This window comes from Salinibacterium hongtaonis (assembly GCF_003065485.1).
In the GTDB taxonomy this organism is placed as follows: domain Bacteria; phylum Actinomycetota; class Actinomycetes; order Actinomycetales; family Microbacteriaceae; genus Homoserinimonas; species Homoserinimonas hongtaonis.
The window spans coordinates 1,426,876-1,444,344 of the sequence record NZ_CP026951.1; the positions used below are offsets into that span (position 1 = coordinate 1,426,876).

Sequence of the window (17,469 nt, forward strand, 5' to 3'; positions counted from 1 at the left end):
TTCACAGGAGCCCTAGTGAAGATTCTCTCCATCCAGTCCGCAGTCGCTTATGGCCACGTCGGCAACTCCGCCGCCGTCTTTCCGCTGCAGCGAATCGGCGTCGAGGTCTATCCCGTCTACACCGTCACGTTCTCAAACCACACGGGTTACGGCTCCTGGCGAGGACCGCTCATCAGCCCAGACGATGTCCGCGACGTGATCTTGGGAATCGAAGAGCGCGGGGCGTTCAAGGACATCGACGTCGTGTTGTCTGGCTACCAGGGCGGCGAAGGTATCGGTGACGTCATCCTTGACACAGTGGCGCGAGTCAAGTCCGCCAACCCCTCCGCCGTCTACGCCTGCGACCCGGTCATGGGCAACGCGAAGTCCGGATGCTTCGTCGCCCCCGCCATCCCGATTCTGCTGCGGGAGCGCGTCGTACCGGCCGCCGACATCATCACCCCCAATCAGTTCGAGCTCGGCTTTCTTACCGGCACCGACCCGGCCGATTTGGAGTCCACGCTGGACTCTGTGGATGCGGCCCGCGCACTGGGCCCGAGCACCGTACTGGTCACCAGTGTCGAGCGCCCCGAACGTCCCGAAGGGACGATCGAGATGCTGGCCGTCGATGACAAGGGCGCCTGGATCGTGCAGACACCACACATTCCAATGAAGGCGAATGGATCGGGCGACGTCACTGCAGCGCTCTTCACGGCGCACTACCGGCAAACCGGCGACGCCGCAACGGCGCTCGCCCGGACGACCTCCAGCGTCTACGACCTACTGCAGAACACCTACGAGGCTGGATCCCGCGAGCTGCTTCTGGTTGAGTCTCAGGAGACCTACGCGCACCCCCGACTGCAATTTGCGGTCACGCAGGTGCGCTAGCTTCTCCGCAGGCTAACGCGGGCTGGTCACGACCGTGGCCACGCGTTGGCAACCTCTGCCCGGACATCGCCCAGAAGCCGAGGGACTGCCTTTGTTCCCGCGATTATGGGGAAGAAGTTTGAGTCGAGGGCCCACCTCGGCACAATGTGCTGGTGCAGGTGCGCAGCGATGCCCGCCCCCGCGATGCGACCCTGGTTCATGCCTATGTTGAAGCCATCGCACGACGACGTCCCCCGGAGAACCCTCATCGCTATCTGAGTGAGGCTGCCGATCTCGGCGACCTCAGCATCCGTTGCCTCGTCGTAGGTTGCAATGTGGCGATACGGACACACCAGCAGGTGGCCCGAGTTATACGGGAATAGGTTGAGAAGAACATAGGCGTGTTCGCCCCTAGCGACGATCAGGGCGTCCTCATCGCTCTTCTCGGGAGCGAGGCAGAAGGGACAGTCGTCCTTGGCCGGCTGTTGCCCATCCTCGATGTAGACGAGCCGGTGAGGCGTCCAGAGCCGCTGATAGGCATCCGGTGCCGCAGCGAAGGACGAGGCAGGCTCCGCAGGAATGCCGGCGAACTCGTCTTCGCTGTAGGAAGCCATCAGACTTGCGCCTTAGAGCGGATCGCCTCGAGGATGCGCTCAACCGCGTCGTCAACAGGAATGCCGTTTTCCTGATGACCATCGCGGAAGCGGAAGCTCACGGCACCAGCGGCGCGATCCTCTTCTCCAGCGATGAGCTGGAAGGGAACCTTTGCCTTGGTGTGCGTGCGGATCTTCTTGGGCATCCGGTCACTCGAATCATCGAGCTCCGCGCGAACACCATGCTTCTTGAGCCGGGCAACGACCTCTGCGAGGTACTCGTTGTATTCCTCGGCAACAGGAATTGCGACAACCTGAACCGGGGCGAGCCATACGGGGAATGCGCCCGCGTAATGCTCAAGCAGGATCGCGAAGAACCGTTCGATGGAACCGAGCAGCGCCCGATGAATCATCACCGGCTGCTGGCGAGACCCGTCTGATGCCGTGTATTCAAGCTCGAATAGTGCGGGCTGGTTGAAGTCAAGCTGAACCGTCGACAGCTGCCAGGTGCGCCCGATGGCGTCTCGCGCCTGAACGGAAATCTTGGGGCCGTAGAACGCGGCTCCACCCGGGTCGCTGACGAGCTCAAGGCCCGATTCGATTCCCACCTCGCGGAGAGTATTCGTTGCCTCTTCCCACTGCTCGTCCGTGCCCACCGACTTCTCGGGGTCGCGGGTCGACAGTTCGAGATAGAAGTCATCGAGGCCGTAGCCGCGGAGGGTCTCAAAGACGAAATCGAGCTGGCGCTTGATCTCGTCCTTGACCTGCTCAGGAGTCACATAGATGTGAGCGTCGTCCTGGGTGAGGCCGCGAACACGGGTGAGCCCGGAGAGCGTTCCGCTCTTCTCGTAGCGGTAAACGGTGCCGAACTCTGCAAGCCTTAGGGGAAGCTCTCGGTAGCTGCGTCCACGGGCCCTAAAGATCAGGTTGTGGAACGGGCAGTTCATGGGCTTCAGGTAATAGTCCTGGCCCTGCTTAGTGATGTTGCCCTCGGCGTCGTGCTCCTCATCGAGGTGCATTGCCGGGAACATGCCGTCCTTGTACCAGTTGAGGTGCTGGCTGGTTTCGAACAGGTGGCCCTTGGTGATGTGCGGGGTGTTGACCAGTTCGTAGTCGTTCTCGAGCAGGCGCTGACGCATGTACTGCTCGATCTCGTGCCGGATGATTCCGCCACGCGGGTGGAACACCGCGAGCCCCGAGCCGATCTCGTCGGGGAACGAAAACAGGTCGAGCTCGGCACCCAACTTGCGGTGGTCTCGCTTGGCAGCCTCTTCGAGGCGAGTCGTGTATGCCTTGAGCTCGTCCTTGGTCGGCCACGCAGTGCCGTACACGCGCTGCAGCTGCTTGTTCTTCTCCGAACCCCGCCAGTAGGCGGCGGCCGTGCGCATGAGCTTCCAGCCGTTGCCGATCATGCGAGTGCTCGGCACGTGCGGGCCGCGGCAGAGGTCCTTCCACACGGTCTCACCGGTTTTGGGGTCGACGTTGTCGTAGATCGTCAACTCACCAGCGCCGACCTCGACGGACTCGTTGTCGCCGCCCTCAGAAGCCGAGCCCTTGAGGCCGATCAGCTCGAGCTTGTACGGCTCCTCGGCCAGCTCGGCGCGAGCCTCATCCTCGGTAACGACACGACGAACAAAGCGCTGTCCCTGCTTGATGATGCGCTCCATCGCCTTTTCGATCGCTTTGAGATCGTCAGGGCCAAAGGGAACCTCGACATCGAAGTCGTAGTAGAACCCATCCGTGATGGGCGGGCCGATGCCCAGCTTCGCCTCGGGGTTGATCGTCTGAACCGCCTGAGCGGCAACATGAGCGGCCGAGTGGCGCAGGATGTTGAGCCCATCGGGAGAATCGATCAGCACGGGCTCGACCGTGTCTGAATCAGTGACTGTCGCAGCCAGGTCCTTCAATTCACCATTGACGCGCATCGCGACCACGTTGCGATCGGTGAAGAGCTCGAATCCGTCGGCCACGGGCACACTCCTTGAATCAGTTGCAGAACCCCACCAACTTTAGTCGGGTCAGTGGGCGGCCGAGTACGCCAAAGGCGAGCGCAACAAACGAAAAAGGCCCGCCAGGATTCCTGACGAGCCTTTTCACAATCTGAGCGGATGACGAGATTCGAACTCGCGACCCCAACCTTGGCAAGGTTGTGCGCTACCACTGCGCCACATCCGCATTGTGTTGAAGCGGTCCGCCCTGCGACGAACTCACTTCGAACGAGAAAAGCCCCGGCGAACCGGGGCTAATTCTTGTGGGCGATACTGGGATCGAACCAGTGACCTCTTCCGTGTCAGGGAAGCGCGCTACCGCTGCGCCAATCGCCCATTGTCCTGCTTGTCTTGAGTGGAGGTGGCGACGGGATTCGAACCCGTGTGGACGGCTTTGCAGGCCGCTGCCTCGCCTCTCGGCCACGCCACCATGGTGGGTCCCCACGACGCGTGAGACTTCACTCGAGCGGATGACGAGATTCGAACTCGCGACCCTCACCTTGGCAAGGTGATGCGCTACCACTGCGCCACATCCGCATTTACTCGCATTTCTGCGTGCTCGAAGACTCTATCCGATGAATAGCGCTCAGACCAAACCGACGAAACCCGGGCGAGTCTCAAGGGATCGTCATCTCTGTAATGTGCAATCGGATGCTGCAACCTGTGGCAAGATTATCGGGCGGGCGATTGGCGCAGTTGGTAGCGCGCTTCCTTCACACGGAAGAGGTCATCGGTTCGAGTCCGGTATCGCCCACCATGCAGCCTTTTTTGGCCGCCCTTATCCAGGCGGCGACGAACACGCCGAGTGGGCCCTTCGAGCCACCGAACGGATCACTGACCGCTCCCGGCGCCTGAGTAGGTGCCCGACCCGCCCGTGCTATCGCTCGGTGAGCTCCGCGCGGAGTTCTCGAAGGAGCTCCGCCGTCTCGGCGAGACGCGCCCCGTGCGTGCGTGCGAAATCATTGACCAGGGGGCGGCGAGCCTCACGCGCATTTCGGGCCAGCTCTCTGCCGTGTTCCGTGAGTTCGAGCACCACCGCACGCCCGTCTGTGGACGACCCGGTACGGACGACCAGCCCGTCAGTTACCAGCCGGGAGACGAGACGACTGGGATGCCCGGACTCCGCGACGAGATGCGCTGCGAGTTCTTTGAGAGACACCGGCCCGAGTGCGTCGAGTGCCATGAGAGCTTCCGCCTGCACGCAGCTCAATCCGAGTGGACGAAAGAGGACCGCAAGCGCGGCATTGAGTTCCGTGGTGAGCCTCTTGAGCTCGAACGAGAACGCGAGCACCGCGTCCTCGCAAGAAGTGCGTGACATGTCATCCATCTCCGGTAGTCTGATTTACATGATAAGTCACATATCTGGCGTCGCGCCCGAGTCGTGGGCCATGCGGGTTGCCCCGTTCGGAACCGTACGGGAGGAAGCGACACGGAAAGACGCGCTCCGGGTGAGTCGGGGTCGAGCTCTCGTTCGGATCACTCACGCTTCGGTAGGCGTCACCGACGCGCTCGCTGTTCGCGGCGACTATCTCATGCAGCCAGTGCCGAGGTTCGTGCCCGGCTATGACTTCATTGGCATCATCGAACACCTCGGCGCTGCCGATCACCCGCGATTGTCAGTCGGCCAGCGGGTCGCGGGAATCCTGCCGCGCATGGGCGCGCATGCGACACGCATTTCGGTTGCGCAGTCACTCTTGGTACCGGTGCCCGACAGCCTCGATCCGGTGATCGCGGCAACGGCACCGCTCGACGCGGTGACCGCACAGTTCGCACTCGACGCACTGGACACAAAGTCCGGCTCGGTACTCGTCCAAGGCGCGGGCGGGGCAGTTGGTGCATGGGCGGTGCAGCTCGCCGCAGCGCGTAACCTGACGGTCTTCGGCACTGCATCCACTCGTACCCGAGCCGTTGCTGAGTCATTCGGGGCACGGGTGCTCGACTACCGCAATCCCGAATGGATCGACGCTCTGCGCAAGATGACGAACGGCGGCGTCGCAGGGGTAATCGACCACACCGGGCGTAGAGACCTCCAGCGGGTCGTCATGCCCGAAGGCCGCATCGTGCGAATCGCATTCGAGGGAAAACAGGGGCACCAACGGCGGGCTACAGCGGCAGGGTTCGCAGCCGCGACGTTGCGTCGCTACGCGCGCCCGGCCGAGCGGATCTGCTCGACACCGATGCTCGTAATGCTCCACCGCTTCGCGTATCGCGCGGCGCTCGGAGACATTCTCGACCGTCTCGACTCCGGAACGCTTACGCCTCCGCAACCGCGTAGCTATCGCTTTACGGACTATCGGAAAGCGGTGGCAGACGTAACATCGACACCACCGGGAGAGAAAAGTGTTCTCGTCATGGGCCACTAACCCGCAGTCGGGCCATGTCGCTCATCTCAACCAGGACACCAGATGCGCTCGCCCCAAAATCACCCCGAGGACAGATCGAGGGGTCCGGTATCGCCCACCACGAAAAATCCGCGGAGTTGCGCGAGCGTTTTCTCTCAGCCCCTCTCAGCGTCAGTGGCAATTCGCTGGGCGGTTTTACCGTCGAAGAAATCCGGTGAACCTGATGAGAGCGGCGATGACTCCGCACGCGAGGGCGGCAAAAACGGCCCCGACACAAACTAGTTGCACCTGAGTCAGAACAAGTGTCGGTTGACCCGAATAAAAGAACCCCGAAGACCTGTCGAGAAGGCCGAGAGACAATAGTCCGAGCACTCCACCGGTCGCGGCGGCAGCACTCAAGGCAAGCTCCCCCGACGCCGTTCGGCGGAGGGTTTGTATCGCGACCGCGTGGCCGAGAACGGCACTGACGATGCCCACGGCGCCCGACGCGACGACGCCAACATACGCGGCGGCACCTACAGCGGCCGCGAGCGCAGACACCACTGCGGCGAGCGTTGCCCACGGTTGCGGCCGTCGACGCCGCAGGGCGCGCAGAAGAAGACTGGTCGCAACAGCACAGCACGACATCACGACCACGCTCACAGCGCCGCCGATCGCGTAATCATTGAGCTGGCCCTCTGCCACGACGAGCCAGCCCGCGACTGCGCCCGTACTCGCGAGGATAGCGACGGCGGAACTCGCCCAGCGGAGACGAATGACCGGCGACGGGCGCGGAGCAACGGGGTGCTTCTGCCGGGCCGAGACGAGAGCCATCATGATGCCGCCGATGCCGATCGCAATGGCAAACGGCATCGCGCCGGCGTAATCCAGTGACCCAGCCACCCCGATCAGGGACGAAGACGGAGAGAGCCACGCCCACGCCAGAGGCGCGAAGCACAGCAGGAACCATGCCACCGCGTAGAAGACGGCTGATCGGCGAGGGCAGCGGTCAGCGACGATAAGAATCACGGCACCAGCACCCGCGGCGCCCATCAGGACGACCGCGACCAGGAATATCCATGGCAACGACTCCATCACCCCTCCTCGGCCACATGAACCTTAGCGAAAACCAGGATGAGCAGTCATCTGGCACACGAAAACGGGGGCACAGTCCGTAGACCATGCCCCCGCGTACAGCTAAGCGTTATGCGTTCTCGAGTGCGTAGCCTTCTTCTCCGTGCACGATGGTGTCGATGCCGGCGACCTCGTCTTCGTTCTTGACCCGGAATCCGAGCGTCTTCTCGATTCCGAAGCCGAGGATGCCCGCGACGACGAAGGAGTAGATCATGACGCCGCCAGCCGCGATGGCCTGAACAGCAAGCTGCCCGAAGTCGCCGCCGGTGAAGAGGCCGGTGTCGATGGCGAAGAAGCCCAGGTACAGGGTTCCGATGAGACCACCGACGAGGTGGATTCCCACGACGTCGAGCGAGTCATCGAAGCCGAGCTTGAACTTGAGTTCGATTGCGACGGCACACACGGCGCCGGCGAGCAGACCGAGCACAATTGCCCAGCCGGGCTCAAGGTTGGCGCAGGCGGGGGTGATCGCGACGAGACCCGTGACAGCACCGGAACCGGCACCAACCGCCGTGGCCTTGCCATCCTTGACCTTTTCGACGACCAGCCAGCCGAGGATTGCCGCAGCGGTAGCACCGAGGGTGTTGATGACGATCAGGCCGACGCCCTCAAGACCGTTGGCGAACTCGGCGCCAGCGTTGAAGCCGAACCAGCCGAACCAGAGGATTGCGGCGCCGAGGAGCACGAGGGGAACGTTGTGCGGCTTGTGGGCGCCCTTCTGGAAGACAACGCGCTTGCCGAGGACAAGGGCGAGAGCAAGCGCAGCGGCACCGGCGTTGATGTGCACCGCGGTTCCGCCGGCGTAGTCGATAACTCCGGGGAGGCCGAGAGTCTCGCCGAGGTTAAGGATCCAGCCGCCACCCCAGACCCACGCGGCCACCGGGAAGTAGACGAGGGTCGCAAAGAGGCCAGCGAAAAGCATCCACGAGCCGAACTTGGCGCGGTCTGCGATGGCACCGGAGATGAGGGCGACAGTGATGATCGCGAAGGTCGCGCCGAAGGTCGCGCCAACGAGGGTCTCGTTGTCAGCACCCGCGAGGCTGAAGTTCGAGAACGGGTTGCCCGCGAAGTCCCACACGCCCTCGACCGCGGACATGTTGTAGCCGTACAGGATCCACAACACGCCAACCAGGGCGAGGGAGCCGAAGCTCATCATCATCATGCTGACGACGCTCTTGGCCTTGACCAAGCCGCCGTAGAAGAATGCGACGCCCGGTGTCATCAGTAGAACTAGGGCGGTGGCCGTAATGGCCCAAGCAAGTTCGCCGGTATCCATAGGAGTTACCTATTACCTCTCTTAATTCGCAAAGGGTCTAACCTCTGCCGCTCACCAGATGAGGCTGCGACTTCGGGTACGACGCTCAGTTTCTTGCGAGAAGGTTTCGGCGGGACTGTTGGCACGTTTCGCTTAAGTTACGCGCATCGCGGCAACGTAAACAGCGTGTTTCGTGCCGCAGTGGATTGCCCGTGCAAACCCCAGAAAGCGAGCGGAAGCGCCTACTCGGGAGCTCCCGCTGTCAGCGCCGTGAGCCGTGACATGGCGCGCAGGTACTTCTTGCGATACCCGCCGGCGAGCATTTCATCGGGGAACACCTGATCGAGAGGAGTGCCCGTCGCAACGATGCGCACCTGCGCGTCATACAAACGGTCGACGAAGGCAACGAAGCGAAGAGCATCCGTCTGGCCAGCAAACGGGTGAACGTCGCGAAGCGCAATCTGCTGAAGCCCTTCGACGAGCTTGACGTACCGTGACGGATGCACCTGAGACAGCAGCCCCAGGACGTCGTCGAACGAATCGACGGTAAACCCGCCCGAGAGTGACCGCAGCGTTGTCTCGAACTCATCGTCGCCAACGCTGATTGCGTGGCCGGAATTTTGGCGATGACGATAGTCGACGCCATCCACTCGCAGAGTCAGGAATTGGCCAGACAGCGCGTCGATCTCTCGCAGGAAGTCCTGCGCAGCGAACCTGCCCTCCCCCAACGCGTTCGGCGGAGTGTTCGAGGTGGCTGCGATGCGGGTCCCCGTCGCCACGAGTTCGCCCAACAGTCGCGTCATGATTCTGGTGTCGCCGGGATCATCAAGCTCGAACTCATCAATACAGATAACGGACGCGCCTTTGAGAGCCTTGACAGTATCTGCATACCCCAGGGCACCCACGAGCGCTGTGTACTCAATGAAGGTGCCGAAGTACTTGCGGCCCTTGGCGAGATGCCAGAGCGACGCGAGGAGGTGAGTCTTGCCCACCCCGAAGCCCCCATCGAGGTAGATGCCCGGCTTCGCATCGGGCTCTGCCTTCCTGCGCGAGAAGAACCCCCCGGACTTGACGCCGGGACCGGTGATGAAGTTGCGAATAGCTGCGACGGCAGCGCCCTGGGAGGGGAAGTCCCGATCGGGTCGATAGTTATCGAGCGAAGCGGCCAGAAACTGGCGCGGTGGCACGAGATGAGCCACCATCTCAGCGCCCGTGAGGCGGTCATCGCGATCCCGAAGACTCGGATACGCCGGGGTTGCCGCTGTGTCGTGCTGAACAGTCAAGGAAGGCCTGTCTTCTCATCGTGCATCTCGCCGAGCGACGAGCGACGAACGACTCGAACTCTTACGGCCGCGATGTAACACGGTCGGCGGAACGCCTACAGTCTTGAGGGGAGGCTCCCATATTAACCCGCGCCAGCTGCGGGGAATCACCGCCGCGTCATTCAGGAGGACACGATGAGCGTTCAGGTAGACACCTCTGACAAGTTTGCCGAGTATGCGCACCCGGAACGCCTCGTGAGCACTCAGTGGCTCGCTGAGCACTTGGGAGAGCCAGGGCTCGTCGTTGTCGAATCCGACGAGGATGTGCTGCTCTACGAGACCGGTCACATTCCGGGCGCGGTCAAGATCGACTGGCACACGGACCTCAACGACCCCGTCGAGCGCGATTACATCGACGGAGAAGCGTTCGCCAAACTGATGCAAAACAAGGGCATTAAACGGAACAGCACTGTCGTGATTTACGGCGACAAGAGCAATTGGTGGGCCGCCTACGCACTCTGGGTTTTCTCCCTCTTCGGGCACAGCGATGTGCGCCTTCTCGACGGAGGTCGCGCCAAGTGGCAAGCGGAGGGCCGGGAGTTCACTACCGAGGAGACCATCAGCGAGCCCACCGACTACCCCGTCGTCGAGCGCAATGATTCGGGCATCCGTGCCTTCAAAGACGATGTTCTCGCCCACTTGGGCAAGCCGCTCATTGATGTGCGCTCCCCCGAGGAGTACAGCGGTGAGCGAACTACGGCTCCCGCCTATCCGGAAGAGGGCACGCTGCGCGCTGGTCATATTCCGACGGCCCAGAGCATCCCCTGGGGCAAGGCAGCAGCGGAGGACGGCACGTTTCGTCCGCGCGCCGAGTTGGATGCCCTCTACCGGGACGGTGCCGGCATCAACGACGGCGACGACGTGATCGCGTACTGCCGAATCGGCGAGCGGTCGAGCCACACCTGGTTTGTCTTGACCCACCTTCTCGGTCTCGATTCCGTGCGCAACTACGACGGCTCGTGGACGGAATGGGGTTCCGCAGTTCGGGTGCCTATCGTCACCGGCCCGGAACCCGGGACGGCCCGCTCCCGATAACCGCCGCCCTCTCCCCCAGCGCTGCGACTACGAAAGCCACAGCCCGAAGTGAGACAATAGCGACGATGAACGCCGATACTCTTCCCCCTGCGCTCGCCGAGATCCGTGCCGAGTTTCTCGCCCTTGAGCAGAAGGAACGCCTGCTCCTCCTCCTGGAGTTTTCGAACGAGCTGCCTGACCTGCCCGCACGATATTCCGAGCATCCGGATCTATTCGAGCGCGTTGAAGAGTGTCAGGCGCCCGTCTATCTCTTCACCGAGGTCGATGACGACAACGTCGTCCACCTTTTTGTCACGGCGCCCCCCGAAGCCCCGACCACCCGCGGCTTCGCCTCGATCCTCGTTCAGGGGCTTGACGGGCTCAGGGTGGAGGAGGTGCTCGCCGTGCCGGATGACTACCCCAACACCATCGGGCTCGCTGCGGCGATCAGCCCTCTTCGGTTGCGCGGCATGTCGGCCCTGCTCGGCAGGGCCAAACGCCAAGTGCGCGAGCGCCGGGACTCGAGCGCAGGAGCTGGCTCAGTCCGCTAGCGAACGCCGCTTGTAGACCGGATCCATTCGGCGATCCGTGCAGTCCACGCGTCTGAATCACGGTTCCAGATTCGCGTGTGCCCGGCGTGGTCGATTGCGGGGAAAGTAACGATATCCGGACGGGCTGCCGCGAGGGCCGCCGACGCCGTCGGTGGCACATAGGTATCTCCCGTGCTGTGCAGGAGCAGGATCGGCCTGGTCAGCTCCCTAGCGCGACTCACAAAGTTGAGTCGCTCAAAGTCGATGGGAGCAGACTGCCCCGTCACTAGCCGACCCCATGGACGGGCAAGGGCGCCAAAGACGATGACTCGAAGAAACCGCGGAACACGAAAGAGATCCGCCTGGTGCTCCAGCTCGGTCACCCAGTCCACCACCGGCGAATCGAGGACCATTCCGACAACCTTCTCGGCATGACGGGAGCGAGTGATGGTCTGCAGCACGACGGCTCCGCCCATCGACCATCCCATCAAGATAATGCGGGACGCACCGCGAGCGACGGCGTAATCCAGGGCGGCATCGACGTCCCTCCATTCGGTGTCTCCCAGGGACGACCTTCCGTCGTCACTCGCCGGCGCTATGCCATCGTTGCGATACGAAACGAGAAGGCTCGTAAAGCCGGCGTCACGAAACACCGGCACCGCCCTAATGCACTCTCTGCGGTCGACTCCGCGGCCGTGAACTTGGATCACCCAGTGCGATCCAGGAATGCCGCCGTCGTTAACCGCCTGCGGCGCGGGATCGATGCGCCAGGCAGGAGCTGGCCCGAATTCGGTGGCGATCTCAACATCCTCCACGGCGTACCCGAGCTCCGCAGGATCGCGATAGAACCAACTCGAGAATCTGCAGTGGTCGCCGGGGATGGGCGCGCCTTCGTCAATCGAGATAATCCGCCGCGTCACGGACCGTGCACCCAGGCGCACGATCTCACCGACCTTGAGATAGCCGGCGTCTTTCCCAAACCAGACTCCGAATTTTCCGTCGAAAACTGAGTTGGCGTGCACCGTGAACGAGATTAATCCACTATCTCTGTCGACGGACAAGATGCGGATGTCGTTGTTGGGGCGGCGAGGCGGCGTCACGATCAACCGGGCAAAGACCAGGGCGAATACTCCCGCGATCGCGGCAGCGGCCGTTGCCGTACTTGACGCAGCAATGGCGAGCCGCGCCCACCCTCGATGCTGCCGTGCGGCGTGCCTTCGTGAATCCGTCATCGTGAAACTTTAGTCTTCACATGTGCCCACCACTGACGCAGAGTCGATCCCGAGTCCATTCGCGGCCGCTGTCGGGTCATTGCGTCGTGCGCAGCTGAGATCGGAACTCACGGTCTCCGACCTCCCTGCGCCCAGTTCGGTGGCACCGTTCTCTTTTGCTCTCTCCGCAGATGTGCTTCCCGCTCGTCACGACGAAGATTCCGAGCTAGGCACCGGGCGATTCGTGCTTTTTTACGATCCCAGCGCGCCGGAGGTCTGGGGCGGCGCGTTTCGCGTCGTCTGTTTTGTGCAGGCTCCTCTTGAGACCGACATCGGCATCGATCCTTTTCTTGCTGATGTCGCGTGGTCGTGGCTGATCGACGCGCTCGATGCCCGTGGTGCGAAATATCTCAACCCGTCCGGCACAGCGACAAAGATTCTCTCCACCGGCTATGGGAGCCTTGCAGAGCAGGGCGATGGGGCCCAGATTGAGCTTCGGGCGTCGTGGACGCCAGCAGAAAACGACGTGGCGAGCCACGTTGAAGGATGGGGAGAATTGTTGTGCATGTTAGCCGGGCTTCCGCCCGCAGAGGGAGTGAGCTCACTCTCGACCAGACGGGGAAATCGTGACCGCTGACGACAAACCGACGTACCGGGTAATCGACAATCGCGAGGAATACCTGAGCGCCGTCGAGAAAATCGCGGCAGGCGAAGGCCCCATCGCGGTGGATGCTGAGCGAGCATCCGGATACCGCTATTCCCAGCGTGCTTACCTCATCCAGGTTTTTCGCCGAGGAGCAGGTACCTTCTTGTTCGATCCTCCCGCCGTGGGGAGCTTCGCCGAGCTCAACGAGGCGATCAAATCCACGGAGTGGGTATTTCACGCTGCGAGCCAGGATCTCGATTGCCTGCGCGAGGTCGGCCTCGATCCGGAGCTCATTTTTGACACGGAACTCGGCGCGCGTCTCGCGGGTCTCCCCCGTGTCGGCCTCGGCACGGTAGTCGAGTCGCTTCTCGGTGTGCACCTTGCAAAAGAGCATTCGGCAGCGGATTGGTCGACGCGGCCACTGCCCGACTCCTGGCTTGTTTACGCCGCATTGGACGTCGAACTGCTGATCGACCTTAGGGATGCTGTCGCGGCCCTGCTCGAGGAGCAGGGCAAATCGGAGATCGCTCGGCAGGAGTTCGCCGACGTTCTGACGAGGATTGCGCGCCCCAGCTCTCGCGGTGAGGGCTGGCGACGCCTCTCTGGAGTGCACTCGGTCAAGGGCGGGCGCAATCTCGCCGTTGCGAAAGAACTCTGGGAAGCCAGGGATGCGTTCGCGCGCGAGACAGATATCGCTCCGGGCCGTCTTGTCCCCGATTCGAGTCTTGTGGCCGTAGCGAAAGCCCTCCCTGCCAACAAGCGAGAGCTCGCGGCCATAAAGGAGTTCACGGGTCGCGCGAGTCGAAGCGAACTGGGTCGATGGTGGGATGCCGTCGAGGTAGGGCTTGCCGCCACCGAGTTGCCGAGCCTGAGGACGCCGGGTGGAGACACTCTGCCGCCCGTTAAGGCGTGGTCCGATCGCAATCCGGATGCGGATCGCCGACTCAAGGCTGCGAAGGCGGCAATGACGGAACTCGCAGAAGAGCTAACGATCCCCCTCGAGAACGTGCTGACACCAGTGGTCCTGCGCGAAATCAGCTGGGATGCACCCGATCCGCTCACGGAGGAGGGTGTCGCTGCTTCTCTCGCGCAGCTGGGAGCGCGGCCGTGGCAGATTGAAGCTTCTGCACACATCATTCACCAAGCCTTTGTGGAAGCCATGCAAGAGCCCGAGCAGGCTGACGAGACTGCTTCGTAGGAACTGGCAAAGGATTCCTGGCCCATTTTCGGCCCCTCTAGGATCGGGAAGGACCTGATACGTAGGAGGCATTGTGGCCGAGAGTCAAGAAGTCGTGTTCGTGGATGGGGTCCGCACCCCGTTCGGTCGAGCAGGCGAAAAGGGCATGTACTGGAACACCCGTGCGGACGATCTCGTCGTTAAAGCGATGATCGCCCTTTTGGAGCGCAACCCACAGCTGCCCAAGGACCGCATTGACGAGGTCGCCATCGCGGCGACTACGCAGACGGGAGACCAGGGTCTGACGCTCGGCAGGAGCGCCGCGATCCTCGCCGGACTGCCCCAGAGCGTGCCCGGATTCGCCATCGACCGAATGTGTGCCGGTGCCATGACGGCCGTGACCGCACTCTCCGGTGGAATCGCCTTCGGCGCGTATGACGTTGTCATCGCCGGCGGTGTCGAGCACATGGGTCATCACCCCATGGGGCAGGGTGTTGACCCCAACCCCCGGTTCGTCGCCGAGAAGCTAGTTAACGCTGAGGCGCTCAACATGGGAAACACCGCTGAGCGCATCCACGACCGTTTTCCCGAGCTGACGAAGGAGCGTGCCGACCGGTTCGCCCTGGGAAGCCAGAAGAAGTTCGCTGCCGCTGTTGCTGCCGGAAAGATCCAGCCGGACCTGGTCCCCATCGCCATCAAGACGGCAAACGGGTGGGGCCTCGCGACCCTGGATGAGGCTCCGCGGCCCGACACGACCATTGAGGGCCTCGCTGGTTTGAAGACCCCGTTCCGTCCGCATGGCCGCGTTACGGCTGGCAACTCGTCCGGGCTGAACGATGGCGCGACGGTCGGACTGCTCGCGAGCGCTGCTGCCGCTAAAGAACTGGGACTCACCCCTCGGATGAAGCTCGTGAGCTTCGCCTATGCGGGCGTCGAACCCGAAATCATGGGAATCGGCCCCGTGCCGTCGACGGAGAAGGCCCTGAAGAAGGCCGGACTCACGATTGACGACATCGGTCTCTTCGAACTCAACGAAGCCTTCGCCGTTCAGGTGCTCTCCCTGCTCGACCATTTCGGCATCGCCGACGATGACCCCCGGGTCAACCCGTGGGGTGGGGCAATCGCCGTCGGGCACCCGCTTGCCTCTTCTGGGGTTCGCCTCATGATCCAGCTCGCCCGTCAGTTCGAGGAGCACCCGGAGGTGCGCTACGGCCTCACCGCAATGTGCGTTGGCCTCGGCCAGGGTGGATCCGTCATCTGGGAGAACCCCAACTACACCGGAAAGAAGAAGTAAATGTCGACAGACTTCACCGAGCTTCGCGAACTCTCCACCGACGAGGTCGTGACGCACTCTCTCGTCTCCGACGTTCCTCTTTCTCAGGGTCGCGTTCTTGCCTTGATCACGCTCGACAACGGACGCGACCACACGAGGCCCAACACGTTCGGGCCGCTCGGCCTCATTGAACTGGGCGAAGTCCTGGATGAGCAGAAAGCGCGGGCTGCACGCGGGGAGATCGCGGGCGTCGCCATCACGGGCAAGCAGTACATCCTCGCGGCCGGTGCAGACCTCAGCAAAGTGGGCGAGATCCCGAGCCGCTCCGCGGCAAAGCAACTTGCTCAGCTGGGTCACGCGACCTTCGCCAAGCTTGACGAGCTCGGTGTGCCGTCGTTCGTGTTCATCAACGGTCTGGCGCTCGGCGGTGGCCTTGAGGTCGCTCTCAACGCCAACTACCGCACGGTCGACCGCTCGGGAGCAGGCATCGCCCTGCCCGAGGTCTTTCTGGGCCTCATTCCCGGGTGGGGAGGAGCCTGGCTCCTGCCCAACCTCATTGGCATCGAGAACGCCCTCAAGGTCGTTATCGAGAACCCCCTCAAGAACAACACGATGCTCAAGCCGCAGCAGGCGTTCGAGATGGGCATTGCTGACGCAATGTTCGAGCCCGCCAATTTCTTAGAGGAGTCGGTGAAGTGGGCCGATGGCGTGCTTAAGGGGTCCATCAAGGTCAAGCGGCCCAACGAGCCCGGCAAGATCGAGCGCGCGGTCAAGTGGGATATCGCAATCGGTATTGCCGAGAAAATGCTCAAGAGCCGCATTGGAACGGTTGCGAAGTCGCCTTACGCGGCACTTGAGCTGCTCAAGGCGGCCAAGAACACCGACAAGAAGACCGGCTTCGCTGCAGAGGATGAGAAGCTCTCTGAACTCATCGCTGGCGACCAGTTCGTGGCGAGTATCTACGCCTTCAACCTCGTGCAGAAGCGGGGCAAGCGCCCGGCTGGCGCACCAGACAAGGCGCTCGCCAAGTCCGTCACCAAGATCGGTGTCGTCGGAGCCGGCCTCATGGCTCAGCAGTTCGCATTGCTGTTCGTGCGCCGCCTCAAGGTCCCCGTGGTGATCACCGACATCTCTCAGGAGCAGATCGACAAGGGCCTGGCATACATCCACGGCGAGCTCGACAAGCTACTCGCCAAGGGAAAGCTGTCCCAGGATGATGCGAACCGCCTCAAGGCGCTCGTCTCTGGCACCACGGACAAGGCTGACTTCGCCGACGCCGACTGGATCATCGAAGCGATCTACGAGAACCTCGAGGCAAAGCAGAACGTCTTCGCCGAGATCGAGAAGTACGCTTCTGACACTGCGGTGCTCGCCACGAATACGTCGTCTCTCTCAGTGGAGCAGATCGGCGCCAAGCTTGCTCACCCCGAGCGGCTCGTTGGCTTTCACTTCTTCAACCCTGTTGCAGTAATGCCCCTCATCGAGGTCGTCAAGACGCCGCAAACCGACGATGCAACGCTCAGCACTGCAATGGTTGTAGCCAAGAAGCTGTTCAAGACTGCGGTCATTACGGCAGACACCCCGGGTTTTGTCGTCAACAGAGTGCTCGCAAAGGTGCTGGGCGAGGCGATGCACGCTGTCGACACCGGAACCCCGTTCGAGGTCGTCAATACGGCAAGCGCGCCACTCGGCCTGCCGATGACTCCGTTCGAGCTGCTCGAACTCGTCGGCCTGAAGGTCGGCGCTCATGTGCTCGATACGCACCATGCAGCGTTCCCTGACCGCTTCTTCGAGAGCCGCAATCTGCACTCCCTTGCGGAGCACGGCCGCATCTTCGAGCGGGACAGCAAGGGCAAGATCAAGGGCTTCGACAAGAAGGCCGTCGAGATCGTTTCTGGCGGTACTACCCCGATGACCGCCGACGAACTGCTGCGCCGCCTCGAGGACGGATTGGCAGACGAGATCAAGCAGATGCTCGATGACGGTGTTGTCGCGGCAGCAGAAGACATTGACCTCTGCATGCTGCTGGGCGCTGGGTGGCCGTTCCAGATGGGCGGCGTAACGCCCTACCTTGACCGGGTTGGTGCTTCGCAGAGAGCCTTTGGTGGAACGTTCCACACGCCCATGCTTCGCGGGGTCGGCAACAGCTAGACGAGCTT

15 protein-coding genes and 5 tRNA genes are annotated in these 17,469 nt (G+C 62.5%); 9 read left to right on the forward strand and 11 right to left on the reverse strand.

The genetic code is table 11. The features are described 5' to 3' along the window. Window positions 1-15 precede the first annotated feature (15 nt). Window positions 16-867 carry a pyridoxal kinase PdxY gene (pdxY, locus tag C2138_RS06910; RefSeq protein WP_108516582.1) on the forward strand — a complete coding sequence of 284 codons (852 nt, stop codon included), beginning with the start codon at window positions 16-18 and terminating at the stop codon, window positions 865-867. Window positions 868-893: 26 nt separating this feature from the next. Here the strand turns inward: pdxY and C2138_RS06915 are convergent, their stop codons facing one another. The 6 genes from C2138_RS06915 to C2138_RS06940 form a co-directional block, all read right to left on the reverse strand. Continuing rightward, a complete protein-coding gene (locus tag C2138_RS06915) occupies window positions 894-1,460 on the reverse strand; it encodes an HIT family protein (RefSeq protein ID WP_108516584.1) in 567 nt (188 codons plus the stop codon). Next, window positions 1,460-3,364: a threonine--tRNA ligase gene (gene thrS / locus C2138_RS06920; protein ID WP_233245559.1), complete on the reverse strand. Its 1,905-nt coding sequence runs from the start codon at window positions 3,362-3,364 to the stop codon at window positions 1,460-1,462. Before thrS ends, C2138_RS06915 begins: the two co-directional genes overlap by 1 nt. Before the next feature lie 178 nt (window positions 3,365-3,542). Beyond that, window positions 3,543-3,614 (reverse strand) — tRNA-Gly (locus C2138_RS06925). Between the two features lie 77 nt (window positions 3,615-3,691). Further along, window positions 3,692-3,763: transfer RNA gene (locus C2138_RS06930), tRNA-Val, on the reverse strand. Between the two features lie 20 nt (window positions 3,764-3,783). Further along, window positions 3,784-3,857: transfer RNA gene (locus C2138_RS06935), tRNA-Cys, on the reverse strand. 35 nt (window positions 3,858-3,892) lie between these two features. Then, window positions 3,893-3,964, reverse strand: a tRNA-Gly gene (locus C2138_RS06940). Window positions 3,965-4,108: 144 nt separating this feature from the next. On the opposite strand from C2138_RS06940, the gene C2138_RS06945 reads away from it, so the two are divergent. Beyond that, a tRNA-Val gene (locus C2138_RS06945) sits at window positions 4,109-4,184 on the forward strand. A gap of 120 nt (window positions 4,185-4,304) precedes the next feature. Here the strand turns inward: C2138_RS06945 and C2138_RS06950 are convergent. Next, window positions 4,305-4,745 carry a MarR family winged helix-turn-helix transcriptional regulator gene (locus C2138_RS06950; protein ID WP_159078161.1) on the reverse strand — a complete coding sequence of 147 codons (441 nt, stop codon included), beginning with the start codon at window positions 4,743-4,745 and terminating at the stop codon, window positions 4,305-4,307. Between the two features lie 28 nt (window positions 4,746-4,773). Here C2138_RS06950 and C2138_RS06955 point away from each other — a divergent pair, with 28 nt between their 5' ends. After that, window positions 4,774-5,790, forward strand: a complete 1,017-nt coding sequence (locus tag C2138_RS06955) for a quinone oxidoreductase family protein (protein ID WP_159078162.1) — start codon at window positions 4,774-4,776, stop codon at window positions 5,788-5,790. A gap of 174 nt (window positions 5,791-5,964) precedes the next feature. On the opposite strand, the gene C2138_RS06960 is transcribed toward C2138_RS06955, so the two are convergent. From C2138_RS06960 to zapE, 3 genes are all read right to left on the reverse strand, one after another. After that, window positions 5,965-6,843: a hypothetical protein gene (locus tag C2138_RS06960; protein WP_108516589.1), complete on the reverse strand. Its 879-nt coding sequence runs from the start codon at window positions 6,841-6,843 to the stop codon at window positions 5,965-5,967. 109 nt (window positions 6,844-6,952) lie between these two features. Further along, entirely contained in the window at window positions 6,953-8,158 is a 1,206-nt protein-coding gene (locus C2138_RS06965) for an ammonium transporter (protein ID WP_108516591.1), read from the reverse strand. 221 nt (window positions 8,159-8,379) lie between these two features. Beyond that, window positions 8,380-9,420 carry a cell division protein ZapE gene (zapE, locus tag C2138_RS06970; protein ID WP_241961067.1) on the reverse strand — a complete coding sequence of 347 codons (1,041 nt, stop codon included), beginning with the start codon at window positions 9,418-9,420 and terminating at the stop codon, window positions 8,380-8,382. Window positions 9,421-9,594: 174 nt separating this feature from the next. Here zapE and C2138_RS06975 point away from each other — a divergent pair, with 174 nt between their 5' ends. Both C2138_RS06975 and C2138_RS06980 read left to right on the forward strand, forming a co-directional pair. Beyond that, window positions 9,595-10,494: a sulfurtransferase gene (locus C2138_RS06975; RefSeq protein WP_108516593.1), complete on the forward strand. Its 900-nt coding sequence runs from the start codon at window positions 9,595-9,597 to the stop codon at window positions 10,492-10,494. Window positions 10,495-10,559: 65 nt separating this feature from the next. After that, a complete protein-coding gene (locus C2138_RS06980; RefSeq protein WP_108516595.1) occupies window positions 10,560-11,024 on the forward strand; it encodes a SufE family protein in 465 nt (154 codons plus the stop codon). Here the strand turns inward: C2138_RS06980 and C2138_RS06985 are convergent. Further along, a complete protein-coding gene (locus tag C2138_RS06985; RefSeq protein WP_108516596.1) occupies window positions 11,021-12,235 on the reverse strand; it encodes an alpha/beta hydrolase family protein in 1,215 nt (404 codons plus the stop codon). The genes C2138_RS06980 and C2138_RS06985 overlap by 4 nt on opposite strands. Before the next feature lie 22 nt (window positions 12,236-12,257). On the opposite strand from C2138_RS06985, the gene C2138_RS06990 reads away from it, so the two are divergent. The 4 genes from C2138_RS06990 (at window position 12,258) to C2138_RS07005 (ending at window position 17,461) form a co-directional block, all read left to right on the forward strand. Continuing rightward, window positions 12,258-12,851 carry a DUF3000 domain-containing protein gene (locus C2138_RS06990; protein ID WP_108516598.1) on the forward strand — a complete coding sequence of 198 codons (594 nt, stop codon included), beginning with the start codon at window positions 12,258-12,260 and terminating at the stop codon, window positions 12,849-12,851. Further along, window positions 12,841-14,058 (forward strand): HRDC domain-containing protein, encoded by a 1,218-nt coding sequence (locus tag C2138_RS06995; RefSeq protein WP_233245436.1) that lies wholly within the window; start codon window positions 12,841-12,843, stop codon window positions 14,056-14,058. Before C2138_RS06990 ends, C2138_RS06995 begins: the two co-directional genes overlap by 11 nt. A 73-nt stretch (window positions 14,059-14,131) precedes the next feature. Then, entirely contained in the window at window positions 14,132-15,331 is a 1,200-nt protein-coding gene (locus C2138_RS07000; RefSeq protein ID WP_108516601.1) for a thiolase family protein, read from the forward strand. Further along, window positions 15,332-17,461, forward strand: coding sequence for a 3-hydroxyacyl-CoA dehydrogenase NAD-binding domain-containing protein (locus tag C2138_RS07005; RefSeq protein WP_108516603.1), 2,130 nt, complete (start codon window positions 15,332-15,334; stop codon window positions 17,459-17,461). It abuts the gene before it with no gap. Window positions 17,462-17,469: the final 8 nt, after the last annotated feature.